Source organism: Mesorhizobium sp. B2-1-3 (genome assembly GCF_006442495.1).
In the GTDB taxonomy this organism is placed as follows: Bacteria; Pseudomonadota; Alphaproteobacteria; order Rhizobiales; family Rhizobiaceae; genus Mesorhizobium.
This window is the reverse complement of the sequence record NZ_VFWL01000032.1, coordinates 1-25,442: the sequence shown is the minus strand read 5'-3', so window position 1 is coordinate 25,442 and position 25,442 is coordinate 1. Positions and strand designations below refer to the sequence as shown.

General features: G+C 63.2%; 24 protein-coding genes and 2 tRNA genes. 14 read left to right on the top strand and 12 right to left on the bottom strand.

Annotated features, from left to right (window positions below; all coding sequences use genetic code 11):
- Nucleotides 1–25: 25 nt before the first annotated feature.
- Nucleotides 26–102 (bottom strand) — tRNA-Pro (locus tag FJ973_RS30355).
- A gap of 141 nt (nt 103–243) precedes the next feature.
- Between FJ973_RS30355 and FJ973_RS30350 the strand changes: the two genes are divergently transcribed.
- The 5 genes from FJ973_RS30350 (at nt 244) to FJ973_RS30330 (ending at nt 3,546) form a co-directional block, all read left to right on the top strand.
- The gene (locus tag FJ973_RS30350) at nt 244–549 is read left to right on the top strand and encodes an ETC complex I subunit (protein ID WP_140494338.1); all 306 of its coding nucleotides are present in this window, start codon (nt 244–246) and stop codon (nt 547–549) included.
- A 58-nt stretch (nt 550–607) separates the two neighbouring features.
- Nucleotides 608–684 (top strand) — tRNA-Arg (locus FJ973_RS30345).
- 289 nt (nt 685–973) lie between these two features.
- Entirely contained in the window at nt 974–1,198 is a 225-nt protein-coding gene (locus tag FJ973_RS30340) for a hypothetical protein (RefSeq protein WP_140494336.1), read from the top strand.
- A gap of 185 nt (nt 1,199–1,383) precedes the next feature.
- Nucleotides 1,384–2,172, top strand: a complete 789-nt coding sequence (locus FJ973_RS30335; protein WP_140494334.1) for a GGDEF domain-containing protein — start codon at nt 1,384–1,386, stop codon at nt 2,170–2,172.
- A 153-nt stretch (nt 2,173–2,325) separates the two neighbouring features.
- The gene (locus FJ973_RS30330) at nt 2,326–3,546 is read left to right on the top strand and encodes an anion transporter (RefSeq protein ID WP_140558893.1); all 1,221 of its coding nucleotides are present in this window, start codon (nt 2,326–2,328) and stop codon (nt 3,544–3,546) included.
- A 120-nt stretch (nt 3,547–3,666) separates the two neighbouring features.
- Here FJ973_RS30330 and FJ973_RS30325 read toward each other — a convergent pair whose 3' ends face one another.
- The 5 genes from FJ973_RS30325 to FJ973_RS30305 all read right to left on the bottom strand — a co-directional run bounded on the left by FJ973_RS30325 (nt 3,667) and on the right by FJ973_RS30305 (nt 7,868).
- Nucleotides 3,667–3,987, bottom strand: a complete 321-nt coding sequence (locus FJ973_RS30325) for a cupredoxin family copper-binding protein (protein ID WP_140515497.1) — start codon at nt 3,985–3,987, stop codon at nt 3,667–3,669.
- Nucleotides 3,984–4,508 (bottom strand): DUF4142 domain-containing protein, encoded by a 525-nt coding sequence (locus FJ973_RS30320; protein WP_140521607.1) that lies wholly within the window; start codon nt 4,506–4,508, stop codon nt 3,984–3,986. The genes FJ973_RS30325 and FJ973_RS30320 overlap by 4 nt, the downstream gene beginning before the upstream one ends.
- 115 nt (nt 4,509–4,623) lie before the next feature.
- The gene (locus FJ973_RS30315) at nt 4,624–5,292 is read right to left on the bottom strand and encodes an RNA polymerase sigma factor (RefSeq protein WP_140521609.1); all 669 of its coding nucleotides are present in this window, start codon (nt 5,290–5,292) and stop codon (nt 4,624–4,626) included.
- A 90-nt stretch (nt 5,293–5,382) separates the two neighbouring features.
- On the bottom strand, nt 5,383–6,471 hold the full coding sequence (locus FJ973_RS30310; protein WP_140494324.1) for an HPP family protein: 1,089 nt from the start codon (nt 6,469–6,471) through the stop codon (nt 5,383–5,385).
- A gap of 212 nt (nt 6,472–6,683) precedes the next feature.
- Nucleotides 6,684–7,868, bottom strand: a complete 1,185-nt coding sequence (locus FJ973_RS30305; protein WP_140558892.1) for a cystathionine beta-lyase — start codon at nt 7,866–7,868, stop codon at nt 6,684–6,686.
- 593 nt (nt 7,869–8,461) lie between these two features.
- On the opposite strand from FJ973_RS30305, the gene FJ973_RS30300 reads away from it, so the two are divergent.
- From FJ973_RS30300 to FJ973_RS30280, 5 genes are all read left to right on the top strand, one after another.
- Nucleotides 8,462–9,490: an amino acid ABC transporter substrate-binding protein gene (locus FJ973_RS30300; RefSeq protein ID WP_140494320.1), complete on the top strand. Its 1,029-nt coding sequence runs from the start codon at nt 8,462–8,464 to the stop codon at nt 9,488–9,490.
- 65 nt (nt 9,491–9,555) lie between these two features.
- Nucleotides 9,556–10,743, top strand: a complete 1,188-nt coding sequence (locus tag FJ973_RS30295; RefSeq protein ID WP_140558891.1) for an amino acid ABC transporter permease — start codon at nt 9,556–9,558, stop codon at nt 10,741–10,743.
- Between the two features lie 4 nt (nt 10,744–10,747).
- The gene (locus tag FJ973_RS30290) at nt 10,748–11,905 is read left to right on the top strand and encodes an amino acid ABC transporter permease (protein WP_140558890.1); all 1,158 of its coding nucleotides are present in this window, start codon (nt 10,748–10,750) and stop codon (nt 11,903–11,905) included.
- Between the two features lie 15 nt (nt 11,906–11,920).
- A complete protein-coding gene (locus FJ973_RS30285; RefSeq protein WP_140494315.1) occupies nt 11,921–12,724 on the top strand; it encodes an amino acid ABC transporter ATP-binding protein in 804 nt (267 codons plus the stop codon).
- Between the two features lie 115 nt (nt 12,725–12,839).
- Nucleotides 12,840–13,505 carry a TIGR02117 family protein gene (locus tag FJ973_RS30280; protein ID WP_140521613.1) on the top strand — a complete coding sequence of 222 codons (666 nt, stop codon included), beginning with the start codon at nt 12,840–12,842 and terminating at the stop codon, nt 13,503–13,505.
- A 30-nt stretch (nt 13,506–13,535) separates the two neighbouring features.
- On the opposite strand, the gene FJ973_RS30275 is transcribed toward FJ973_RS30280, so the two are convergent.
- Together FJ973_RS30275 and FJ973_RS30270 are read right to left on the bottom strand one after the other, a co-directional pair.
- Nucleotides 13,536–14,759 carry an FAD-dependent monooxygenase gene (locus tag FJ973_RS30275; RefSeq protein WP_140558889.1) on the bottom strand — a complete coding sequence of 408 codons (1,224 nt, stop codon included), beginning with the start codon at nt 14,757–14,759 and terminating at the stop codon, nt 13,536–13,538.
- An 18-nt stretch (nt 14,760–14,777) separates the two neighbouring features.
- The gene (locus FJ973_RS30270; protein ID WP_140494310.1) at nt 14,778–15,023 is read right to left on the bottom strand and encodes a zinc-finger domain-containing protein; all 246 of its coding nucleotides are present in this window, start codon (nt 15,021–15,023) and stop codon (nt 14,778–14,780) included.
- Nucleotides 15,024–15,223: 200 nt separating this feature from the next.
- Between FJ973_RS30270 and FJ973_RS30265 the strand changes: the two genes are divergently transcribed.
- The gene (locus FJ973_RS30265) at nt 15,224–17,416 is read left to right on the top strand and encodes an RNA degradosome polyphosphate kinase (protein WP_140494308.1); all 2,193 of its coding nucleotides are present in this window, start codon (nt 15,224–15,226) and stop codon (nt 17,414–17,416) included.
- On the top strand, nt 17,416–18,951 hold the full coding sequence (ppx, locus tag FJ973_RS30260) for an exopolyphosphatase (protein ID WP_140558888.1): 1,536 nt from the start codon (nt 17,416–17,418) through the stop codon (nt 18,949–18,951). Before FJ973_RS30265 ends, ppx begins: the two co-directional genes overlap by 1 nt.
- Before the next feature lie 331 nt (nt 18,952–19,282).
- Here the strand turns inward: ppx and FJ973_RS30250 are convergent, their stop codons facing one another.
- The 4 genes from FJ973_RS30250 to FJ973_RS30235 all read right to left on the bottom strand — a co-directional run bounded on the left by FJ973_RS30250 (nt 19,283) and on the right by FJ973_RS30235 (nt 23,016).
- Entirely contained in the window at nt 19,283–19,687 is a 405-nt protein-coding gene (locus FJ973_RS30250; protein WP_140494304.1) for a DoxX family protein, read from the bottom strand.
- Between the two features lie 171 nt (nt 19,688–19,858).
- A complete protein-coding gene (locus FJ973_RS30245; protein ID WP_140494302.1) occupies nt 19,859–20,281 on the bottom strand; it encodes a DoxX family protein in 423 nt (140 codons plus the stop codon).
- Nucleotides 20,282–20,459: 178 nt separating this feature from the next.
- Nucleotides 20,460–21,857 carry a class II fumarate hydratase gene (gene fumC / locus FJ973_RS30240; protein WP_140558887.1) on the bottom strand — a complete coding sequence of 466 codons (1,398 nt, stop codon included), beginning with the start codon at nt 21,855–21,857 and terminating at the stop codon, nt 20,460–20,462.
- Between the two features lie 376 nt (nt 21,858–22,233).
- Entirely contained in the window at nt 22,234–23,016 is a 783-nt protein-coding gene (locus FJ973_RS30235; RefSeq protein ID WP_140558886.1) for an NIPSNAP family protein, read from the bottom strand.
- 119 nt (nt 23,017–23,135) lie between these two features.
- Between FJ973_RS30235 and FJ973_RS30230 the strand changes: the two genes are divergently transcribed.
- Complete coding sequence (locus tag FJ973_RS30230; protein WP_140558885.1) at nt 23,136–23,801, top strand: TetR/AcrR family transcriptional regulator; 666 nt, start codon at nt 23,136–23,138, stop codon at nt 23,799–23,801.
- Between the two features lie 113 nt (nt 23,802–23,914).
- On the top strand, nt 23,915–25,048 hold the full coding sequence (locus FJ973_RS30225) for a metallophosphoesterase (RefSeq protein ID WP_140494294.1): 1,134 nt from the start codon (nt 23,915–23,917) through the stop codon (nt 25,046–25,048).
- Nucleotides 25,049–25,442: the final 394 nt, after the last annotated feature.

Below are 25,442 nucleotides of genomic sequence, written 5' to 3'. Positions count from 1 at the left end.
GTTGTGCGCGTTGCTGTGCGCAAAGTGGTCGGAGTGGAGAGATTCGAACTCCCGACCCTCTGGTCCCAAACCAGATGCGCTACCAGGCTGCGCTACACTCCGAACGGTCTGTTGCCTATTCATTTCAGTGTTGCGTGGCAAGTGCAAAAACCTGCAAGTGCAAAAACCTTGCCGCCGTCGGCATTGCGCAGTAATGACGGGCGAAGAGGCGGCCATGCTGCCTTGCACAGCAATGAGGTGGTCATGTCCGCGCGCATTTTCAGTCCAGCCAAAACCGCGATGCAGTCCGGCACGGCCAAGACCGGCCATTGGGTGCTGGAATTCGATCCCGAGATGCGCAAGAAAATCGACCCGCTGATGGGCTACACCACTTCCGGCGACATGAGGAGCCAGATCAAGCTGACCTTCGACACGCGTGAAGAGGCCGTGGCCTATGCCGAGAAGGAAGGGCTCGCCTACCGCGTCGAAGAGCCGAAAGAGCCCAAGCGCCGCCAGATTTCCTATGCGGAAAATTTCCGCTATGACCGCAGGACGCCCTGGACGCATTGACCGGCAAAGCCCGGGCGGGCGCCAGCGCAGACATCTTACCGGCTCCGAGCCGGCCAGCGGTCCCGTAGCTCAGCTGGATAGAGCACCGGCCTTCTAAGCCGATGGTCACAGGTTCGAATCCTGTCGGGATCGCCAATAATTTCAACGGCTTAGCTGCTCCGGACGTGAGGAATTTCAACGCGGGCAGGAATCCGGTCGGAACTTTTCATCCCTTCTCGTCTTCACGAATGCGCTTGCCGGCGCGACGGCGGCACGCCGCCGCCGCGGCGCCCTTTCCGTATTATTTCGTGACCTTGTCGCGCGGGAACCTTCGTAACGATCACGCGTTCGGGGCCTTGTATTCGCGGTCCCTCATAAAAGTAAGCATTCGGGCTGCGAATGGCGGGCAAAACAAGCATGGGTTGGGGAAGGAGAAAACCGCGTCATGTCGAAACGTGAAATTGGAACGTCGCCCGCCTTGGGGCGACGTATCGCCGAGCTCAAAGCCAAGATGCAAACCGCCCGGATTTCCGACCATGAGCTGAAGACCTTCCATAAGGTTGCCGCCATCATGGGAGCGGGCGAAGGCTCTCTAGGCCTGGATGCCGACGATCTGATCGCGGCATCCTTTGTTGCAGAGACGCTGGGCGAATCGGCGCCCAACGGCTGACGGCAGGACCCTCCTGTCGTAGGTCCGGATCGATCATCCGGACAAATCTTCGAGACGCAGGCCGGAGGCGGCCGCCGGTCCGGCGGCCGTAACCCTGCAACCTCTGCCGTCGAATTGGAGGGAAAGTCTTATCGTTTTGTTTGCGTTGGCGCGTCATAGTAGACGCGGCTAACGGAGTTGAAGAGATGAAGCTCGACCTGTCGCCGACGAGTTGGGGCAGGGTGATCGCCGTCACCGCCGCCGGCACGGCGTTCTTCATTGGCGTGGCGTTTTTCGTCGATTCGTTCAATTTCCCGTATCTTTCGCCCGAAGCTGTGTGGCGGGCTCAGCTGACCGACATTCTGTTGCCCCTGGTGCTGGGTGGATCGTTTCTCTTCTTCCTGATGTGGAAGATACGCCAGTTGGCCATTGCCCAGCGCGATCTCACCGTCGTTGCCGCCACCGACAGCCTGACGGCGGTGCTCAACCGCGGCGCTTTCTCCATGCTGGTCGAAGCCTATCTCGAACAGGTCCGCAAACAGGCGTCGGCCAATTCCGGTGCGCTGCTGATCATCGACGCCGATCACTTCAAATCGATCAATGACCGGCTTGGGCATGACTGCGGCGACCAGGCGCTCAAACTGATCGCGCAGACGATCAAGGATCAGCTCCGCGGCACCGACATCGTCGGCCGCATCGGCGGCGAGGAATTCGGCGTGTTTCTTCCCGGCGTCGATCCCTCGCAATCCTGGCTGGTTGCCGAAAGCATCCGCCGGCGAATTCGCGAGGTGGAATTTTCGCCGGGCGGCCGGTCCTGTCCGCTTTCCGTGAGCATTGGCGGTACCGCCTTTAACGGGCCGACCACCTATGAGGAGATATTCTCGGCAGCCGACAGGCGGCTCTATGCCGCCAAGTCAAATGGACGCGACCAGGTCAGTTTCGATCCGATGGTTTCCCAGCAAACGCCGCCAGCCGCGACAATCACGGTTCATTGAGGCGGATCCGGCCAGCCACCGGCGCCGGGGGCGCGTCGCTGGGGATTTCTGCAGCCATCACGCAGAAGGTATTTTCGCTTTGCGCGCCGCCCGCTAAAGGTGGTGGCCACAGCTCCGGCCGGGGCTGAATGCATCGGGCAGGGCCTTCTTCGCATGACATTGATGGGCGCGGCGGCACTGCTGATCCTGGTCCTGACCTATGCCGGCGTCGCCGTCGGCCGCATACCAGGCCTGCGCCTCGATCGGGCGGGGATCGCACTGCTCGGCGGGGCCGCGATGATAGCCATCGGGGCGATCAGCCTGGAGGATGCCTACCGCGCCATCAATTTCGACACCATCACGCTTTTGCTCGGCATGATGATCGTAGTGGCGCATCTGAAGGTCTCGGGCGCCTTTCGCGGCCTCGGTGCCATCGCGATCGAGCATGCGCATGCGCCGTTCATGCTTTTGGTTTTGGTGACCCTGCTGACCGGCCTGCTGTCGGCCTTCCTGGTCAATGACGCCATCTGTCTTGTCATGGCGCCGATCGTCGTTCACGTCACCCGCGCCATCAAACGCAATCCGGTTCCTTACCTCATCGCGACCGCCACCGCGTCAAATTGCGGCAGTGTCGCCACCATCACCGGCAATCCGCAAAACATGGTCATCGGTGCGCTGTCGGGCATCTCCTATCCGGCCTTTTCAGCGGCTCTGGCTCCGGTTGCCCTGTTCGGTCTCGTCGCGGTCATCGCCATTGTTCGCATCGTCTACCGCACCGAATTCGCGCGCAACGGCGAATTGACGCCACAGGTCTCGCGCGGCCGCATGCATCGCCGCCAGGTGCTGAAAGCGGTGGTGGTTTGCATCGGACTGGCCGTTGCCTTCTTCGCCGGTGTGCCTGTCGCCAAGGCGGCGCTCATCGGCGGCGCCATCCTCCTGCTCACCCGCGCCATCAAACCAGAGCGCATCTATCGCGAAATCGACGGGCCATTGCTGTTCATGTTCGCCGGCCTGTTCATCGTGGTTGCCGGCGCCGAAAGAACGCTGCTGACACCGGACATCGTCGCATCGGCCAAGAACCTGGGGCTGGACGACGTCTGGCGCCTGTCGGGCTTCACCGCCTTGCTCTCCAACATAATGAGCAACGTGCCGGCCGTGCTGGCGCTGCGGCCCTTCATCCCCGGCCTGGAAAACCCCGAGCGCGCCTGGCTGGTCGTCGCCATGAGCTCGACGCTGGCCGGCAATTTCACGCTCCTGGGCTCGGTCGCCAATCTGATCGTTGCCGAGCAGGCGCGCGCCGCCGGCACGTCGCTGTCGTTCGGCGCTTTCTTCAAAGTCGGCCTGCCATTGACGCTGCTAACGCTGGCGGCTGGCACGGCATGGCTGGCGCTTTGATCCCTGGCGCGACTGTTCCGTGCTCAATTGCTGCGGAGTGACGGGTGCTCCGGAGTGGCGGGTGCTCCGGAGTGGCGGGGCTTGGTATTTGCGGCCAAGTCCCGCCACCGGCCCAGATTTTCAGGGCGCCACTACCAATCGGCCTTTCATGTTGGGATGGAAGCGGCAGAAATAATCAACCGCTCCCGCCGTCTTGAGGGTCAGTTTTCCCTTCGCCTTCGGCGGGATCATCACCTCCCAGCTGCCCTTCACCGTGGCCGTGTGGGCGAATGCGTCCTTGTTCACCCACTCGATCGTGTCGCCGACCCTGGCCTCGACGCTTGCGGGCGAGAAGACGAGCTTGTCGATCGTCACCTCGATCGTCGCTGCCGGCGCCGGGCCGGCGGCAAGCACCAGCGCCAGCCAGGCAAGGAGCGGTCGGATCAGCACGGCCGCTTTCATTTCAACATGCCGGCGACATGTTCGGCATGCTGCTCATGCCCCTGGAAGATCTTGAGGCCGGTTTCGAGCAGGCTCTTCAGCTCGGCATTGCTGGCCGACGGAATGAGCAGGGTTTCGAGCGCTCCATTGACCTGCTTGTGGTAGGCCACCTCGTTTTCGATATAGGCCTTGTCGAAGGCAGCCCCTTTCAGCTTGGCGAGCTTGGCATGTTCCTCTTTCGCCGCCTTGGTCAGCGCCTGGCTGGTGGCATTGTCTTCCGGCTTCACCTTGAGCTTCTTGAGCAGGTCGAGCGCCTGCTTGTTCACCGCTTCGTGGTCGCGCTCCATGTCCTTGGCGAAATCGACGACTTCCTTGTTCTTGGATTTCTTGATTGCCTGCTTGGCCGCCTCGATGTCGATCATGTCGGCTGTGTAGGCGATGTGGGCGATCTGCGGGTCGGTCGGCTTGTCGGCAGCTTGCGCGAATGGGGCAGCGCCAAGCAGCAAGAGGGCGGCAAACGCTGTGGTATGTCGGATAAGCATGGCATCTCCTTCGCCCGACAGGCTGGGCAGCGGGCTTCATCTGGGTTGACATTCATTGGATGAGGATGGCGCAGAAACGTTCCCGACAAATCGGCGAAAGATCTGGCCTTGAAGATCACCCGTCGAATCCGAGCCGTTTCATCACGGCCTGCGTCAGCCGCTCGCAGCGCCGGCCGGCGAAGGGAAAGGCGTCGAGCAGCACCGGCCCGATCTCGTCGTCCAGCGCCTTGCGCAGCAAAACGCGGGCGCGGTGCAGTCTCGTCTTGACGGTCTCGGGCCGCACGCCGAGCAGGTCGGCGGTCTCCTCGATGCTCAGCCCCTCGATGACGCGGGCCACGAAAACCGCGCGATAGGCGTCGGGCAGGCTGTCGGTCGCCCGCTCGACAAGCCCGAGGATCTGCCGCTGCGCCATCGTCCGCTCCGGATCGTCGCTTGGGTTGAGGGGAAACCGGATGATCTGCGCTTCCGGGTTTTCAGGCATGGCCACGGTTCGCCGTCCTTTGCGAAGCCGCCCGAGCGCCTCGTTGATGACGATGCGCGACAGCCAGGTGGAAAGCGAAGCATCGCCGCGATAGGTGCCGAGATTGGTAAAGGCCCTGACATAGGCCTCCTGCACGATGTCCTCGGCCTCGCCGTCGTTGCGCACCATGCCGCGCGCCAGTCGGTAGAGCCGCTGGTTGTTCAGCTTCATGATCTTGCGAAAGGCATCGCTGTCGCGGGCGAGTGCGCGGGCCACGAGCCGAAGCTCGTCCGTCGCTGTTGATGTTGCCGTCAGCGCGGGCATGTGTCCTCCATCGATCCTTGCACGAAAGATTGGATGCAGGTTTCGAAAAAAGGTTCCCGAAAAATCACGCCGGGCCGATCGCCTGGCTACCTATGCTAGCACTTTGGCCGGCTCCGTGCCGGTGTTTTGCATCCGCGCCGTCGCGGCCAGCAGATCGGTTTGCGTGATCAGCCCGAGGATGTGGTTTTTATCGTCGACGATGATGACGGCGTGACTGCGCCCGTCGGTCAGCACTGGCAGCAGCGCCATGGCGTTCGAGCCGGCAGTTGCGGTTGCCGCCGGCGAGATCACGGTTCCGACCGTGCCGGCCGCCAGTGTCAGTTCCCGCAAGCCCACGGTTCCGGCCAGCCTTGCCTCGGCATCCACCACCGGCAAGGTTCGTATGTTGTGGTCAAGCAGCAATTGGCGCGCAGCGGCGGCTGGCGTGTGCTCGTCCACCGAGATGACGTCGCGCGACATGATGTCTTGGCACCGCAACGTCGCGTGCTCGCGCACCATGGCCTGCAATTCGACCTGCCGCAGCAACCGGTCGAGATCGCCCCGATCGATGTCGAAGGTCTCGTCGAGCGCTCCAAGCGCGGCGTCGATGTCCTCGGAGCGAAAACCGACACGCAATTGCGCCGGCGGATCGATGGTGCCGTGACTGTTTACCGGCGCCGGGGCCGGCACGTGCGGGTAGTTGCGCCGGGCCAGCTTGTGGAAGCCGTAGCCAAGCGCCACCAGCAGCATCGAATTGACCGCCACCGGCACGAAAGGAAAAAGGAAGCCGGCGCTGATCACGGCTGGGCCGCCGAACACCGCGGTCAATGCCGCCGCACCCCCGGGTGGATGCAGGCAGCGCGTGAACGACATTGCGGCAATCGCCAGCGCTACCGCAATACCGGTGGCGAGCACCGGCTGGTGCACGAATTGCACCACGATCACGCCGACAAGCGCCGAGATCGTGTTGCCGCCGATGATCGACCAGGGCTGCGCCAGCGGGCTGGCGGGCACCGCGAACAACAGCACCGCCGATGCTCCCATTGGCGCCACCAGCAGCGGCACATGTGGCCCGCTACCCAGTGTGAGTCCGCTGATCGCGCCAGTCAGCGCAATGCCGATCATCGCACCGACGCAGGCGATGATGCGTTCGCGCAGCGTCGCGCCGGCAAGAATGGGAACAAAGAGGCGGAACGCCATGGGCAGGCTCTTGGTGCGGTGGCTGGGGAATGATTTCCGCTGCCGCAATGAAGCGGAAGCCGGCAATTTGGAAGTCAAACAAATCCGCAAAACTGCGGATGGGGAGAATAATATTGCCGACATGGCCGGACCGGGGCGCCGCGTGCGGCCCCCGTTTGCCCAATCGCGTCAAGGCCTTGCGGGCGTTGCTGGTATCGGTCCGAGAGGTCGCGTCAGGCCGCTGCGGCGGCGGTGAGCCCGCGAAGAATATCGGTCATGAGGTCCTCGACATCCTCGAGGCCGATCTGGAGACGAATCAACGGCCCTTCATAGGGGCCCTTGGCAACGACGCGGTCGCCGAGCCAGACCGGCACGGCAAGGCTCTCGTAACCGCCCCAGGAGTAGCCGAGACCGAAGATCCGCAATGCGTCGAGGAACGCGTGCTGCTGTTTCTGGCCGCCGCCGGCAAGCACGATGGAGAAGATGCCGCTGGAGCCGGAAAAGTCACGCTTCCACAGCGCGTGGTCGGGATGGCTGGGAAGGCCAGGGTGGAGCACGCGCGCCACGCCCTTCTGGCCCTCCAGCCATGCCGCGATGGCGAGCGCGCTGCGCTGATGGTGATCGAGGCGCACGCCCATGGTGCGCAAGCCGCGCAGCACCTGGTAGACGTCGTCGGGTCCGGCGCAGCAGCCAAGCGTGCAGAAGCTTTCATACAGCTGTTTCCAGCAGGCCTCGGTGGCCGACACCGTACCCAGCAGCACGTCCGAATGACCGGCGGGATATTTCGTCGCCGCATGGATCGAGATGTCGACGCCATGGTCGAGCGGACGGAAATAAAGCGGCGTCGCCCAGGTATTGTCCATCATGACGATGGCACCGGCGGCGTGCGCGGCCTTCGCGATGGCTGGTATGTCCTGCACCTCGAACGTGTTTGAGGCTGGCGATTCCGTGAACACCACCTTGGTGTTCGGCTTGATCAAGGCGGCGATGCCCGCGCCGATGCCGGGAGCATAATACTCGACCTCGACGCCGAGCCGCTTCAGCATCGTGTCGGCGAAGTTGCGCGTCGGATGATAGACGCTGTCGACGATCAGCAGGTGGTCGCCCGCCGAAACGAAGGCAAGCAGCGGCACCGTCACCGCCGCCAGGCCCGACGGGACCACGATCGTGCCGAACGACCCCTCCAGCGCGTCTATGGCCTGGGCCAAGGCGTCGGTGGTCGGTGTGCCGCGCGTGCCGTAGGTGTATTTCTGGTCCCGTCCAGCCATCGAGGCGGCATTGCGGAACAGCACCGTGGAGGCGTGCACGACAGGCGGATTGACGAAGCCGAAATAGTCGTGCGGGTTGTTGCCCGAATGGGCAAGCCGCGTGTTGATGCCCATTTTGCCAGTCACCGGCTCGTTGCCGTCTTTTGCCATTCGTCGTCGCCTTTTTTGGTAAGCCGCTAGCCATAGTGCGGCGACATGGACCGCGCAACAGCCGGCTTTCGCCAGGACCCCGACTTCGAATGTGCCAATTGCCGAGCCGCCGCAGGCCGACTGCAAGCGGCAATGCCGGCGGCCAGAAAGCCCGCCGCCGGCAGCGGCATGCGTTGCCTAATAGCGCAAAGCGCACCTTCACCATGACCCAGACCAGCCAGAGGGCGCAGACATCGGCACGCATCCCGGCCGGCAGAGCACAGTAACGCAGAGTAATCGGGCGGATGGATTTTTTGCGGACAGAGCGCAGCCTGTCGTAGGGCGAGCTTCGCCGGCTTTATTCGCGCTTCTGACTAAATTGCGGGCGCGTTTGTCTGCGATTCAGGCAATTGCGGCAAACGATTTTCAAACCCATCTGAATTCGGTCATTTTCCTTGACCTCACAGGAATTATCGCCTTCGATGCTGTTCGTGAATGGGAGGCGGCGCGTCGACTGCGATGCGGAGTTCCGGAAATGGGCCGGAACGAAAAGCTGCGTTCACGCGGGAAAAAAAGATCAGGTTTGCCTGAAAACAGAAAAGGGTCTGTGGGTCATGAAACACATTGCAATCGGCATCCTTGGAGCCGCCGCGCTTGGAGCCGTGGCTTCAACGGCTTCAGCCACCACGCTCGACACGGTCAAGCAGAAGGGCTTCATCCAGTGCGGCGTCTCGACGGGTCTGGCCGGCTTCTCCGCGCCGGACGACAAGGGTGACTGGCAAGGCATCGATGCCGATTTCTGCCGCGCCGTGGCGGCCGCCGTCTTCGGTGACGGCTCCAAGGTCAAGTTCACGCCGCTCAGCGCCAAGGAGCGCTTCACCGCGCTGCAGTCGGGCGAGATCGACATCCTGTCGCGCAACACCACCTGGACCATTAACCGCGACACGGCACTTGGCCTGAACTTCATCGGCACCACCTACTATGACGGCCAGGGCTTCATGATCAACGCCAAGAAGCTGCCGGGCGTCAATTCGGCGCTTCAGCTGTCCGGCGCCGCCGTCTGCGTGCAGAGCGGCACCACCACCGAGCTCAACCTCGCCGACTACTTTAAGGCGAACAAGATGGAGTACAATCCGGTCGTTTTCGAGAAGCTCGAAGAGGTCAACGCAGCCTATGACGCCGGCCGCTGCGACGTCTACACCACAGACCAGTCGGGCCTTTACGGCATCCGCCTGACGCTGGGTGCGCCGGCCGATCACGTCGTGCTGCCGGAGATCATCTCCAAGGAGCCGCTCGGACCGGCGGTGCGCCAGGGCGACGACCAGTGGTACCATATCGTCAAGTGGACCTATTTCGCGCTGCTCGATGCCGAGGAACTCGGCATCACCAAGGCCAATGTCGACGAGATGAAGAACTCGGCCAGCCCGGAGATCAAACGCGTGCTCGGCCAGGAAGCCGATACCAAGATCGGCACCGATCTCGGCGTCTCCAACGACTGGGTCGTCAACATCGTCAAGGCGGTCGGCAATTACGGCGAAATGTTCGACCGCAATGTCGGCTCGGGCAGCCCGCTGAAGATCGCCCGCGGCATCAACGCGCTGTGGACCAAGGGCGGCCTGCAATACGCTCCACCGATCCGCTGATCGAAATGTGATCCGGAAGGCAGAACCATCTGCCTTCCGGTTTCTCTTTCACAGGGGACGGTGATATGGCATCGCAGGAAGTCCTTCGCGAGGATACAAGTCGCGGCTCCTTTATCAACGACCCGAAAGTCCGCAGTCTCTTCTTCCAGACACTGGTCGTCGTCATTCTGTTCGGCTCTGTCTGGTGGATCGTGCAGAACGTCATCGACAATCTGCAGCGTCTTCACATCGCCTCCGGTTTCGGCTTCCTCAGGGGCCGCGCCGGATTCGACATCTCGGACACGCCGATCGCCTACACGTCCGATTCGACCTACGGTCGCGCCATCATTGTCGGCCTGATCAACACCATCATCGTCGCCGTGGCCGGCATCGTCACCGCGACCATTATCGGCTTCGTCATCGGCATCGGCCGGCTGTCGCAGAATTGGCTGATCCGCAAGATCTGCACGGTCTATATCGAGATCTTCCGCAACATCCCGCCGCTGCTGGTCATCTTCTTCTGGTATTCGGGCGTGCTGGCCGTGTTGCCGCCGCCGCGCGAGAGCTATAACCTGCCTTTCGGTTCCTTCCTCAACCAGCGCGGTTTCTATTTCCCGCGCGCCGTCTGGGGCGAGGGCTCATGGCTGATCTTCGTGGCGCTCATCGTGGGTATCGCCATGGCCTGGTTCGTCGCCCGCAAGGCGCGCCAGCGGCAGATGGCGACGGGTCAGCAGTTTCCCGTGTTCTGGACGTCCGTCGCGCTGATCGTCGGCCTGCCGCTGCTCGCCTATGCGCTGAGCGGCTTTCCGCTGAGCTTCGATTTTCCGAAACAATCGACCTTCAACCTGACCGGCGGCTTCCAGGTCAAGCCGGAGTTCCTGTCGCTCTATCTGGCGCTGTCCTGCTACACGGCGGCCTTCATCGCCGAGATCGTGCGGGCCGGCATCAGGGGTGTCAGCAAGGGCCAGACCGAGGCCGCCGCCGCACTTGGCCTGCGCTCGGGATCGATCCTGCGGCTGGTCGTGGTGCCGCAGGCCATGCGCATCGTCATCCCGCCGTTGACCAGCCAGTATCTCAACCTGACCAAGAACTCTTCGCTGGCCATCGCCATCGGCTATCCGGACCTGACGGCGACCGCCGGCACGGTGCTCAACCAGACCGGCCAGGCGGTCGAGGGCGTGCTGATCATGATGATCGCCTATCTCATACTCAGCCTGGTGACCTCGGCCGTGATGAACGTGGTCAATGCCAGAATGGCGTTGGTGGAAAGGTAGGGCCATGCAGGAACACGACATCTCCTGGGTGCGCACCGAAATGGCCCTGGCGGAGGCGGCGCCGATCAGCGAGCGTGGCCTGTATGCCTGGGTCCGCAAGAACCTCGTCGGTTCGGTCGGCGACACCATCCTCACCATACTCGGCATCATCATCGTCGCCTGGGTCCTGCCGCAGGTCATCAACTGGGCCTTCATCAATGCCCAGTGGACCGGGCCGGACCGGACCGTCTGCGCGACAGTGGCGCAGGGCGGCATCCAGCCCGATGGCTGGAGCGGCGCCTGCTGGGCCTTCGTCAACGCCAAGTTCGGCCAGTTCATGTTCGGCACCTATCCGGTCGAGGAGCGCTGGCGGCCGATCCTGGTCGCCATCCTGTTCGCGGCGCTGCTGGTGCCGATGCTGGTCCCCAGCGTGCCGCGCAAGGGCCTGAACGCCATCCTGCTTTTCCTCGTGCTGCCGATCGTCGCCTTCTTCCTTCTGGTCGGCGGCGTGTTCGGCCTGCCGCATGTCGAGACGTCGCGGTGGGGCGGACTGCTGATCACGCTCAGCCTCTCCTTCGTCGGCATCGCCGTGTCGCTGCCGCTGGGCACCGTGCTGGCGCTCGGCCGGCGCTCCAAGATGCCGATCGTCAAGATGCTGTGCATCATCTTCATTGAAGCTGTGCGCGGTATCCCGCTGATCACAGTGCTGTTCTTCGTCAGCGTCATGCTGCCGCTTTTCCTGCCCGCCGGCGTCACCTTCGACAAGTACCTGAGGGCTCTGATCGGCGTGTCGCTGTTTGCCGCCGCCTATATGGCGGAAGTGGTGCGCGGCGGCCTGCAGGCGATCCCCAAGGGCCAATACGAGGGCGCCGATTCGCTCGGCCTCGGCTATTGGCAGAAGATGGGACTGATCGTGCTGCCGCAGGCGCTGAAGCTGGTCATTCCCGGCATCGTCAACACGTTCATCGGCATGTTCAAGGACACCAGCCTGGTCCTCATCATTTCGATGTTCGACCTGCTCGGCGTCGTCAAGCAGAACTTCTCGGACGCCAACTGGGCGACGCCGCAGACCGCGAAATCCGGTCTCGTGTTCGCCGCCTTCGTGTTTTGGCTGTTCTGCTTCGGCATGTCGCGCTATTCAATGTATACGGAACGCCGGCTCGACACCGGTTACAAACGATAAAAAGGGGATTGGTTCATGGCCACCGAAAACGCCGTCAGCGCGGAAGAGATCAAGGTCAATGCCGCGAAGATGCACATCTCGACCACCGATGTCGCCATCGACATCATCGCCATGCACAAATGGTATGGCGAGTTCCATGTGCTGAAGGACATCAACCTCAAGGTGATGCGCGGCGAGCGCATCGTCATCTGCGGCCCGTCCGGCTCCGGCAAGTCCACCATGATCCGCTGCATCAACCGGCTCGAAGAACACCAGAAGGGCAAGATCTTCGTCGACGGCAAGGAATTGACCAACGATCTCAAGAAGATCGACGAGGTGCGCCGAGAGGTCGGCATGGTGTTCCAGCACTTCAACCTGTTCCCCCACCTGACCATCCTGGAGAACTGCACGCTGGCGCCGATCTGGGTCCGCAAGACCCCGAAGAAACAGGCCGAGGAGATGGCCATGCATTTCCTCAAGCGCGTCAAGATCCCCGAGCAGGCCAACAAATATCCGGGCCAGCTCTCCGGCGGTCAGCAGCAGCGCGTGGCGATCGCCCGTTCGCTGTGCATGAACCCGCGCATCATGCTGTTCGATGAGCCGACCTCGGCACTCGACCCGGAAATGATCAAGGAAGTGCTGGAGACCATGGTTAGCCTTGCCGAGGAAGGCATGACCATGCTGTGCGTCACCCACGAGATGGGCTTTGCGCGGAAAGTCGCCAACCGGGTGATCTTCATGGATCAGGGCCAGATCGTCGAGCAGAACACGCCGGCCGAGTTCTTCGATCACCCGCGCCACGAGCGCACGAAGCTGTTCCTGTCGCAGATATTGCACTGAGCGCTGCCTCGTCGAAATGGAAGGAGCCCGGCCGCGCCACGGTCGGGCTTTTTCACATTTGGCCGATCGGATCGTTTCGATTGAAACGTGATGGAATCGCAAGAACTATGCCCGGATGAGAAAACGCCTTCGTTTCCTGGCCGTGCTGGTGGCCGCGGTGGTGCTGGTCGCGGCACTCGGCACACTGGTGCCGCGACCACTCTGGCCGGCTGCCGCGGCCGGCGAGGGCGCCAGGCACATTCTGGTGCTGAGCAATCCGATCCACACCGACATCGCCATTCCCGTCGATGATGGCGTGCGCCGGCGCTTTCGCTTCCTCGCCGCTGCCGGCCAGCCTTCCGACGCGCCCGAGGTGCGCTACATCGTCTTCGGCTGGGGCGGCCGCGCCTTCTACCTGGAGACGCCGACTTGGTCGCAGCTGAAGGCGATGCCCGTATTCAAGGCCCTGACGCTTGACGCTTCAGTGATGCATGTCGAGGTCGCCGGCAATATCTCCGGACCCGATGTCGCCGGCTTCGACATCCCGGAAGACCGCTTTGCCGCGTTGCTCGACTTCATCGATGCGAGTTTTCAGCAAGGACCAGGCGGGCCGATCGTCATCGCAGGGGCCGCCTATTCCGATTTCGACCGCTTCTATGAGGCGAACGGCCATTTCAATGCGCTGGCCGGCTGCAACACCTGGACGGCCGCCGCCTTGCGAACCGCCGGCCTGCGCACGGGTTGGTGGAACCCGCTGCCGGTCTCGCTCGGGTGGTCGTTGAAGCTGTATAATGGTAGGTAGCGCAGATAACGCCAACGCCTCGTTCGAGTTCTAGGCCCGCCATCCATAAAGCCAGTCCAAATCCGCGGCGAGCTTCTCCGGCGTCCGCATTTTCAGGAAAAGGTTGCGCGCCAACGCCACCGGACCCCAGGCATGCCAGGCAAGGCGGTTGAGGGCGCCGCGACGTGCCACTCTCACGACGCGCGGCCGGCGCAGACCTTCCCAGATTTGAAGACTTCCGGCCAGGTCGGCAGGGGAGGTGGCCATGACGTCGGCAAGCGTGGCGGCATCCTCGATGGCCATCGCGGCGCCCTGTGCCGCGAACGGCGTCATGGCATGCGCCGCGTCGCCGACCAGCGCGATGCGGCCCGACCTTACCCATGGCTGCTTCTGATCGACCGTATGGATCGGCCAGGCCGCCCACGGGCCGGCCAACTCCGCAAACCTTGCCAGCGCCGGCGCGGTGCGGCGCATGGCGCCGGCCAGGATTGCGGGATCGGCATGGCCGGACCATCCTTCGGCGATACGCTCGCCTCTGGTGAAAGCGACGAGGTTGATGGCGCTGCCCTTGCTGACGGGATAGGCGACCATGTGAAAGCCGGGATGCAGGAAGGTGGTGACGCAGTCCGGCGCACCGATCTCTGCAAAAGCTTGCCCGGCAGGACTGTCTGCGCTGACGGTTGCCCGCCAGGCCAGTTCGCCGGAGAAGTGGCTTTTCGCAAGCCTGGTTTTCCTTCCTTGGTCGGCAAGTCCGCGCACCGACGACCAGACGCCATCGGCGCCGACCAGAAGGAAACCTTCCGCCGCGACGAGCCTGCCACCCACATCGGCTGCCGCGGTGATGCCTGAACTGCTGATCGTGACGCTGCCAAGGCGCGCACCGGTGGTGGGATGAACATCGGGCATGGCAGCCACGCGCGCCATCAGCGCGTTTTGCAGGTCCGCTCGATGCGCCACGAGGTAGGGCGCACCCCAGCGCGCCTCGCCTGCTCGTCCAAAAGGTACGCGCGCCAGTTCGCCCAAGGTTGCCGCATCCTTCAGCACCACGGCTTCCGGCCTGACGGCATTGGGAAGAAGTGCGTCGAGTACGCCGAGCTCACGCAGGATGCGTGTCGCGTTGGGCGAAAGCTGGATGCCGGCGCCCGCCGCTTCTAGGCGCTGCGCCTGTTCGAAGATCCGCACGGTATAGCCCCGCTCGGCGAAAGCCAACGCCGCGGTCAGCCCGGCAATACCCGCCCCGGCGATGATGACTTGCCGGGACTGTGCGTCTGCCATTGGCCGGGCCGCTGGAAGTCAGGCGGCCTGGTCGATGTAGAGGCAGCCGGCCGGCAGCGTTTCCATCGCCGTCAGCTTCGGCGAATAGCGGTAGAGCGTCGAGCAGTAGGGGCAGACCTTCTCATTGTCGTCGCCCATATCGAGAAACACATGCGGATGGTCGAAAGGCGGGTTGGCGCCGGTGCACATGAATTCCTTGACTCCGATATCGATCGCCGGATGGCCCGCATCGTTCTGGAAATGGGGAATGGAACCGCCTGCCATCGTCGTCTCCTTTAGCGCAGTCTGCTCAGCGTTTGGATCATAACCGGCCTGTTTGCAAGTTCGATGAAATGAAACTGTCGCAAAAGCCTGTCAGAGGATAAGTTAAGCCGGTTAACCGGCTGGAGCATCGCGGCCAGGCGCAACAGCCTGGGCGCCGCCCGAAAGCGGCGAAGCAACCAGACGTGGGAAGAGCAGGAACCATGAACGAACTGAAGCCGGTCCAGAGCGAGTTCATCAATGCGGAAGCGGCAAGCCCGGAAGGCAATCCGGATCGTTTCGTCAATCGCGAGTTCTCCTGGTTGCAGTTCAACCGCCGCGTGCTTGAGGAATCGCAGAACACAAACCATCCGCTGCTGGAGAGGGTACGTTTCCTGTCGATCTCCGCGGCCAATCTCGATGAGTTCTTCATGGTGCGCGTCGCCGGCCTGGCCGGCCAGGTTCGCGAAGGCATCGTGTTGAGAAGTCCGGACGGGCGTACCCCCGAACAGCAGCTCGAACAGCTGCTGCGCGAGGTCGAACGGTTGCAGGAAGACCAGCAGAAAAGCCTTTCGGCGCTGACCGTGCTGCTCAACAAGGAAGGCATCGAGAGCATCACCCGCGACGCGCTGACCAAGGACGAGAAGGCCTGGCTGGAGGAGCACTTCCAGGACCAGGTGTTTCCTGTTCTCACGCCATTGTCGATCGACCCGGCGCATCCGTTCCCGTTTATCCCCAATCTCGGCTTCTCGATGGCGCTGCAGCTTCGCCATCGCAAGAACGGCGAGGAGATGAGCGCGCTCTTGCGCCTGCCGGTGGCGCTGAAGCGTTTCATCCGTTTGCCGGACCGCAAGCACCATGTCCGCTTCATCCCGCTGGAAGAGGCGGTCGGCCTTTACATCGGCAAGTTGTTCCCGGGTTACGAGGTCAAGGGCTCCGGCACGTTCCGCATCATTCGCGACAGCGACATCGAGGTCGAGGAGGAATCGGAAGATCTCGTGCGCCTGTTCGAGACCGCGCTAAAGCGCCGCCGCCGCGGCTCCGTCATTCGCATCGAGTTCGACATGCTCATGCCGGCCGAACTGCGCGAATTCGTCGCCGGCGAACTCGGCGTTTCGTCGAGCCGCATCAGCGTCCTGACCGGCCCGCTGGCGCTCAGCCAGATTTCGGAGATCGTCGCCGTTGCCCGCGACGACCTCAAATTCACGCCCTACAATCCGCGTTTCCCCGAGCGCATCCGCGAGCATGGCGGCGATTGCTTCGCCGCTATCCGCGAGAAGGACATCATCGTCCACCACCCCTACGAATCCTTCGACGTCGTGGTGCAGTTCCTGCGCCAGGCGATGGCCGACCCGGAAGTGGTGGCGATCAAGCAGACGCTTTACCGAACCTCCAACGACAGCCCGATCGTGCGTGCGCTGGTCGACGCCGCCGAGGCCGGCAAGTCGGTGACCGCGCTGGTCGAGCTCAAGGCTCGCTTCGACGAGGAGGCCAACATCCGCTGGGCGCGCGACCTCGAGCGCGCCGGCGTCCAGGTCGTGTTCGGCTTCCTCGAGCTCAAGACCCACGCCAAGATGTCGCTGGTGGTGCGGCGCGAGGACGGCAAGCTGCGCAATTATGTGCATCTGGGCACCGGCAATTACCATCCGGTGACCGCGCGCATCTACACCGACCTGTCCTTCTTCACCACCGATGCAACGATCGCACGCGATGTCGCCCAGCTTTTCAACTTCATCACCGGCTATGCCGAGCCGACCGCCGAAATGCGGCTGGCGATCTCGCCCTTCACGCTGAGGAACCGTATCCTGCAGCACATTTCCGATGAGGTCGCCCACGCGCTCGAGGGACGGCCGGCACGCATCTGGATGAAGATGAACGCCCTTGTCGATCCGATCATCATCGACGCGCTCTACGACGCCAGCCGAGCGGGCGTCGAGATCGACCTCGTCGTGCGCGGCATATGCTGCCTGCGGCCGCAGGTGCCGGGTCTGTCGGAAAACATCAGGGTCAAGTCGATCGTCGGCCGTTTCCTCGAGCACAGCCGCATCTATTGCTTCGGCAATGGCCACGGCCTGCCGTCGGACGAGGCGGTGGTCTACATCTCCTCGGCCGACCTCATGCCGCGCAACCTCGACCGCCGCGTCGAGACCATGGTGCCGATCACCAACCCAACTGTGCATGAACAGGTGCTGGGCCAGATCATGCTCGGCAACATCATGGACAATCAGCAAAGTTTCGACGTATTGGCTGATGGAACCTCCCGGCGCGTCGTGCTCGAGGAGGGCGAGGAGCCGTTCAACGCACAGGAATATTTCATGACCAATCCGAGCCTGTCGGGACGGGGTGATGCGCTGAAATCGCATGCGCCGAAGCGGATCGCGCAATTCAAGCGCCGCAAGAAGAACGCCGCCGCCTGATGCTGTCCGATTCCCAGGGCCGGCTGCAGGATCGCCGACCGCTGTCCATCATCGACATCGGCTCGAATTCGATCCGCCTTGTCGTATATGAGGGGCTGGCGCGCTCGCCGACCATGCTGTTCAACGAAAAGATGCTGGCGGGCCTCGGCCGCGGCATCGTGTCGACGGGGAAGCTCGACCCCGAGGGCGTGACACGGTCGATGGAGGAGTTCCGCCGCTTCCGCGCGCTCTCCGACCAGGCCGGTGCCGAGCACATGTACGTGCTGGCGACCGCGGCTGCCCGCGAGGCCGTCAACGGCCCCGATTTCATCCACCGCGCCGAAGACGTGCTCAAGACCGAGATCCGCGTGATCAGCGGCCGCGAGGAAGCCCATTATTCCGCGCTCGGCGTCATCTGCGGCTTTCATCCGGCCAACGGTATTGCGGGCGACCTCGGTGGCGGCAGCCTTGAACTGGTCGACGTCAACGGCGAAGCGATCGGCGACGGCATAACGTTGCCGCTGGGCGGCCTGCGCCTGCAGGACATGGCCAAGAATTCCCTCACGCAGGCGGCGAAAATCGTGCGCGACGAGCTGGGGCGGGCGAAGCTGCTCAAAGGCGGGCAAGGCAGGCCTTTCTATGCCGTTGGCGGCACCTGGCGAAATCTCGCCCGACTGCACATGGAGATGACCAACTATCCGCTTGGCGTCATGCACCACTACGAGATCGGCGTCGAAAGTGCCGCCAATTTCCTGCGGCAAGTGGCGAAAGGCGAGATCGAGAAGATCAAAGGCATCGAGGGTGTTTCGAAGAACCGCCGCTCGCTCCTGCCTTACGGTGCCATCGTGCTGCAGGAGATCATGGCGGCGATGCAGCCGTCGAAGATCATCGTCTCGGCGCTCGGCGTGCGCGAAGGCTTCCTCTATTCCCTGCTCGACCAGGCCGAGCAGAAGGCCGATCCCCTGATCTCGGCATCGGAGGAACTCGCCCGGCTGCGCTCGCGCTCGGTCACCCATGCGCATGAACTCGTCGACTGGACGGCCAAGACCTTTGCCGCTTTCGGCATCGACGAGACCGAGGACGAGGCGCGCTACCGCCACGCGGCGGCATTGCTGGCCGACATCGGTTGGCGCGCGCATCCCGAATATCGCGGCAAGCAATCGCTCAACATCATCGCCCACGCCTCCTTTTTCGGCGTGGACCACCCTGGCCGCGCCTATCTGGCGATGGCCAACGCTTATCGGCACGACGGCATCTTCAACGAAGCCATCGCGCCCGAGATCAAGGCGCTGGCGACACCGCGCTATCTGGAGCGGGCGCGGGTGCTGGCGGCATCGATGCGCGTCGTCTACCTGCTGACCGCCTCGATGCCCGGCGTCATGCCAAGGCTGAAATGGGAGCAGCGCGGCAATGGCGTGCTGGCGCTGGTCTTGCCGGCATCTCTGGCAGATCTCTATGGCGAGCGGCCGGCCGGGCGCTTGGCGCAACTGGCGCGAATTACCGGCCGCCGCCTGGTGCTGGCGGTCGAGGGCGGACCGAGCGTTTCGGTGAAATAGGTACGGCCAACTCCATCGCGCCACTTGTTCAGCGGCTTCGCGTTTGAAGACCGGCTTCCCCCACTCCGTCTTGGCTTCGCCAAGCCACCTCTCCCCCGTCCGGAGGGAGAGGAGGGGCGCCAAGATTGGCGAACGCGAGCCCTTCCTCTACCCCGTCGATCGGGGAAGAGGTGTCGAGCGCAGCTCGACGGAGGGGGGGGCGACTTGGCTCGGGCGTCGACTTGGCTCGGGCGTCGACTTGGCTCGGGCGTCGACTTGGCTCGGGCATTGAGAGTTCAACCCGGGGCATATGTCTGGTTGGTTCCGGGCCTGCCCTTGGATTTAGGCGATATCAAACCGCAGCCCGCCCGTCGACCGACCAGGCGCCGGCGCCGGCCATGGCGAGCGCCAGAAAGCCGCCCGATATCGCGATGTCCTTCATCAGCATCTGCTGGTGCAGGAAGGCAAGCGTCGCATCATCGGCGCCCTGGCCGTAATGGCCGATGAAGCCGGCAACGATGCAGAAGGCGGCCAAAAGCAGAGCCACGATCCGGGTCTGGAAGCCGATGAGTATCAGCAGGCCGGCGATCAGCTCGAACAGGCCCGTGCCCCACGCGGCGAGCCCCGGGAGCGGCAGGCCAAGGCCGGCGAAATAGCCCGATGTGCCGGCAATGTCGGCGAGCGCATGGAAGCCTGACGGTACGAACAGCGCGGCAAGCAGCAGCCGCGAAGCCAGAAGCAGTGCGTTGCGAGGCATGGTCACCTCCGTTGTCGGTTGGCCGGTTTGGGCCTTTACCCACCCGGACCGATCGATCCTACCACCAATGCCCCGGCAAATCCGGGCGCTGAATTGAGGCTTCTGCACCGACAACGAAACAGTGGCGCGGAAAATTCCGTGCCACTGCTGTCAAAGACGGGGGAGGGAAGTTCAGCCGCGCTTGGCGTCGACCGAATAGGCGCCGGCGCCTGAGGAAGCCAGCACGAGGAAGCCGCCGGTGATCGCCAGGTTCTTCATGAAGTTGATCATCTGCATTTGGTCGGCCCAGCCGGTGTGGGCGACCAGGGCCGTGGCGACGGTGAAGATCGCCAGCACCCAGGCGGCAATCCGGGTCTGAAAGCCGACGAGAATGGCCAGGCCGCCGAGCAGTTCGATGAGGCCGACGACGATGGCCGTCACGGTCGGCAAGGGCAGGCCAAGGCCGCCGAAATAGGCCGCGGTGCCGGAAAGGGCGCTGAGCTTGCCGAAACCGGAAAGCAGGAAAATGACCGCGAGCAGGATGCGGCCGAGCAGGATCGTGACAGAACTGTTGGACGCGGTGCCGGTGCCGGCGAAGGAAGTGTTGGTGGACATGAGGGCTCTCCGAATAGGGTTGACGCCCGTCAGATAGGCCATGCCGACTGTTCACCAAAGCCGCCTGTCTGGCGACACATTGTTCACAGGACATACGTTTCCGTGAACCGGTGAAAAACGGAAATTCGTGCCGGTCGATACGGTGGCGGGAGGATATTCTCCCGCCGAAAAAGTGCCTTCACCCCGGATGGGTCATATCTTCGGGCCGCACGAGCCGGTCGTAGTCGGCTTCGCTGACCAGCCCGGTGGCCAGCGCTTCCTCGCGCAGCGTGGTGCCGTTCTTGTGCGCGGTCTTGGCGATCTTGGCGGCGCTGTCGTAGCCGATGGTGGGCGCAAGCGCCGTCACCAGCATCAGCGAGCGGTCGAGGGCCGCCTTGATGTTGTCTTCGCGCGCCTCGATGCCGACGACGCAATTGTCGGTGAAGGAGACCGAAGCGTCGGCGAGCAACTGCACCGATTGCAGGAAGTTGTAGGCCATCAGCGGGTTGTAGACGTTGAGCTCGAAATGGCCCTGGCTGCCGGCGAAGGTGAGGGCTGCATTGTTGCCGAACACCTGCACGCAGACCTGGGTCATCGCTTCGCACTGCGTCGGGTTGACCTTGCCCGGCATGATCGAGGAACCCGGCTCGTTTTCCGGCAACGACAGCTCGCCAAGTCCCGAGCGGGGCCCTGAACCGAGGAAGCGGATGTCGTTGGCGATCTTGAACAGCGCGGCGGCAGCGGCGTTGATGGCACCGTGCGAGAATACCATGGAATCATGGGCGGCGAGCGCCTCGAACTTGTTCGGCGCTGTGACGAAGGCGATGCCGGTGATGGCTGCGATGCGGTCGGCCACCCGCTCGGCGAAGCCGACGGGCGCGTTGAGGCCGGTGCCGACGGCGGTGCCGCCCTGCGCCAGTTCCTGCAGGCCGGGCAACGTCAGCTCGATGCGCTTGATCGACGAAGCGACCTGCGCGGCGTAGCCCGAGAATTCCTGGCCCAGCGTAAGCGGGGTGGCGTCTTGCGTGTGGGTGCGGCCGATCTTGATGATATGGTTGAACTCCCTGCTCTTGGCGGCGAGCGCCTTGTGCAGGTGCTTCAGCGCCGGCAACAGGTCATGCACGATGCGCTCGGCGCAGGCGATGTGCATGGCGGTCGGGTAGGTGTCGTTCGACGACTGGCTCATATTCACGTGGTCGTTAGGGTGCACCGGCTTCTTGGAGCCCATGACGCCGCCCAGCATCTCGATCGCCCGGTTGGAGATCACCTCGTTGGCGTTCATGTTGGACTGCGTACCCGAGCCGGTCTGCCAGACCACCAGCGGGAAATGGTCGTTGAGCTTGCCGTCGATGACTTCTTGAGAGGCTTCGACGATCGCCTTGCCGATCGCCGGATCGAGCCGCTTCAGCTCCATATTGGCTTCCGCCGCCGCCCGCTTGACGATGCCGAGCGCGCGCACGACGGAGGCCGGCTGCTTTTCCCAACCGATCTTGAAATTGCCGAGCGAACGCTGCGCCTGCGCGCCCCAATAGCGGTCGGCGGCGACCTCGATGGGACCGAACGTATCGGTTTCGGTTCTGGTCTTGGCAGCGCTCACGGCAAGTCTCCGGTCTGTCGATTTGGGCAACGGCGTATCGCGTTGCACAAAACGCATCAAGCGGAGATTGCGGGCGATGAAGATGCAAATCGGTTGAAGACGGAGCCAATCTCCCCGCTCGTGGGGAGATGCCCGGCAGGGCGGCGGGGGCGCGAAGGAACGCTATCTGTCGTCATTCAACTGCGTTCAGGTTAGAACAAGCGCGGAAGTGCAATCGAATGAGAGATCGGCGGGACAGCGCCCCCCTCTGGCCTGCCGGCCATCTCCCCCACGAGGGGGGAGATCGGCTGTCCACTCACTCCGCCGTATACCCGCCGTCCACCGCAAAGACGCCGCCCCGCCTCTGATCAGACGCCGTCTCCGGGCGGACTGGAGATCAGCAACAAAGCCGCGAGCGCGATGTCGCCGACAGGCGCATGGTTTCGGTCGGTCTGGCCAGGTCATGTCGGACCGCGTGCGAGAAGGCTTGCCATGCAGGTGAGGCGGCAAGCGCGGTTTCATGCTGGGCCTGCGCTTCTTCGCCATCAAAACCCATCACACTGATGAAAACATTCTCACTCGCTCGCACCGGCAGGCGTGGAAAGCTGTTTTCCGCATGCTCCGTGACGAAAGCGGCGAGCAGCCGCGCACCGGGTGATGCCGTCATCGGCGCGACTTCGGGCTCGAAGCGGCTGGCGAACGCGGCCTCTGCGCCCGGCCGCAAATGATAAATCCGAATCACGACCATCCCTGACAGCGGCGTGCTTCTGCCTGGCTTTTCGTCGGCAGCCAAGCCCGCGCGCAATGCGCCGGAGAGATCGAAGCCAGCCCCGGTCCACGCAGGTTTGAGCAGCAGCACATCGTCGGAATCGATCATCGTGGCGTTGGCGGCATTGCGGTGCGCTGCCCATACCGGACCGTCATAGAAGGCGCTCAGGGCGCCTTTGCGCACCTCCATGTCCTCGAAGCCGCGCAGCCAGACGAACATGTCGGGGCGATCGAGATCCCGGAATAGGCCGATGATGGTCATCCCGGCCTCTTCCTGGCCTTCGATCAGCTTGCCGTCAAAGAGGTCGATAAGGGTATCGCGTTTGCCGGGTTTCAGCGTGTACTGCCGCAGTTCGACGACCGGGGAGGCGAGCGCTGCTGTCTCCGATGTGGCACTCAGGGGCAGGCTCATAAGCTCGTCTCCAAAAACAGGGTGATCATCCTGTTTTATAAAACAGACCGGTTGTCCTGTTTTGTCAATCTGCTAGCTTCTTTTTCTTCCCTCCTGGAGGGGCACGGTGGAGATTCCCGATGACAGGGCATGCCCAGAAGCGCACCAATGATCCCGAAGGCATGCGCAACAGAGTGCTCGGTGCCGCGCAGGAGTCCTTTCAGGTACGCGGCTATCACGCGTCCAGTCTCGGCGATCTGATGGCGGCGGCGGGTGTCAGCGGCGGCGCGTTGCATCATCATTTCCCGACCAAGAAAGCGTTGGCGCTGGCGGTGATCGAAGAGCGTGTGGCCGCGGCGGTCGAAGAGACATGGATGGCGCCTTTGCGGGCGGCCGCTTCGGCGCGCGAAGGCGTGCGTGCAGCCTTCGAAGCCGTGGCGGCGGAACTTGAGCAACAAGGCTTCGTGCGCGGCTGTCCCCTCAACAACCTTGCACATGAACTGTCGCTCGCCGATGCCGAATTGCGCGCCGCCCTTGCCGGCATTTTTGCCGGCTGGCGCCAGGCGATCGCCGACAAGGTCCGGGCTGATCAGCAGGCGGGCAGGGAGCAGGACACCGACCCGCAGCGTTTCGCCGCCCTGGCCGTCGCGGCCTATTCCGGCGCGATGTCGATGGCCAAGACGGCGCAGGATGCCGGCATGTTGCGCGATTGCCTGGCGGGGCTGGAGCAGAATGTCGCCCAAGCTTCGCCCATGGCCGCAACGAGGCGGCGTCGCAGGATATTGCTGCCACCGGGAAACCTTTGATGCCGAGGACGGGAACGATCCCTACAACTCAGTTCCGTTCTGGGGGAGGGCAGCAGCCGTGGACCGGGCGCTGAACTTTACTGCTGACCGGTGTCCGTGCTGAACTTCAACCCATGATGAAGCGCTTCTCACCAAAATCGGTATCACGACGCCGTTTTCTGGCGCGGGCCGCCGGTCTTGCCACGGCCCTTGCGCTTCCACGCCCGGCGCTCGGCCAGACCGGGCAGCGCATTCAGCCTGTCGACGCCACCTTCCTGTTCATCGCCGATGTCCATGCCTGCCGCATGGCCAGCGGCTTGAGTCCCAATTGCCAGCAGGAAGGCAAGACCGACGCTGCCTTGCTGCGCAATGTGGCGGCTCTGAACGGCATTGGCGACAAGACATGGCCCGTCGAGATCGGCGGCGTCCCGACGGGCCTACGCTCCGCCGGCAGCCGAATCGGCACGCCGCTCGGCCTCGTCATCGGCGGCGACATGACCGACGATGGCGGTGGTCAGATCACCCAGCCGAGTGAAGGCACGCAATTGCTGCAATTCAGCCAGCGTTACCAGCAAGGCATGGGGCCTGACCGCGTGCATGTTCCAGTCTATGTCGGGCTCGGCAATCATGACCTCGACCAAAACGGCCCGCGGCATCACGTTGACTGGTACCGGCGCGAAATGCGCGACTATGTCGAAGTCAATCACCGTGCCGGCGTGTTCTTCAAGCCACCGGTTCCAGCCACCGACTACGATGTCGAGACCGACTGCTATGCGTGGGACTGGGGCGGGCTGCATCTCGTCCAGACCCACCGTTTCGCTGGCGACACCGGCCATGGCGCGGACAGCAGCCTGCCCTGGCTGAAGCAGGATCTGGCGACCTATGCGGCGGACGGCCGCCCGGTCATCCTGTTTCAGCATTATGGCTGGGATAATTTTTCGACTGAGCGATGGGATCCCGCCAAAAAGGCGTTCGACGACGACGGCAAGGGGCCGCCGCATTGGTGGAGCGATGCGGACCGTCAGGCACTGCTTGCGGCCCTGAAAGGCTACAACGTGATTGCCATCTTCCATGGCCATCAGCACGAGGTGCCGATGATCTATCAGCGCGACGGCCTTGATCTCTTCAAGCCAAAGGCGGCCTATATGGGCGGGTTCGCACTGGCGCGGGTCACCAATGATGGCATGGATGTCGTGCTGGGCGAAGCCAGCGACGATCACGGCGGGGTCACATTCACCAACGCCTTCAGCAAACCGTTCCAGACATGAAAGCCCGCGGCGGCCTTTTCGTCCCGGACGCTGACTGACGTCGGCCTGGCAGTGCGCTCGGGCCTCGGCCTCCGCTACGAGATGCCGCCGATGATGACCGCCGCGATGTAGGGGCCGAAAGAAAACGCCCCTCGCACCTTTTATCGTGCGGGGGGCGTCTTTGCCGTTCGCTTTTCCTTCGATTGCTCTCGTGAATTGCTGACGACAACCATGAAACGTGCTTCGACCGAAATGGCTCCCGGCGCGTCCAGATTTTTTTAGGGCCGCTTTGTTCAGTGCCCGATTGGCGTGAACCGTCGCGGCGGGTGAGCCAAGAATGTCGGTAGCTAATCAAGTTGTCCGGTTTGGTAGCACATGATCTGTCCGCTTCTGTTTTGGCGTCGAAGCGGTTCAC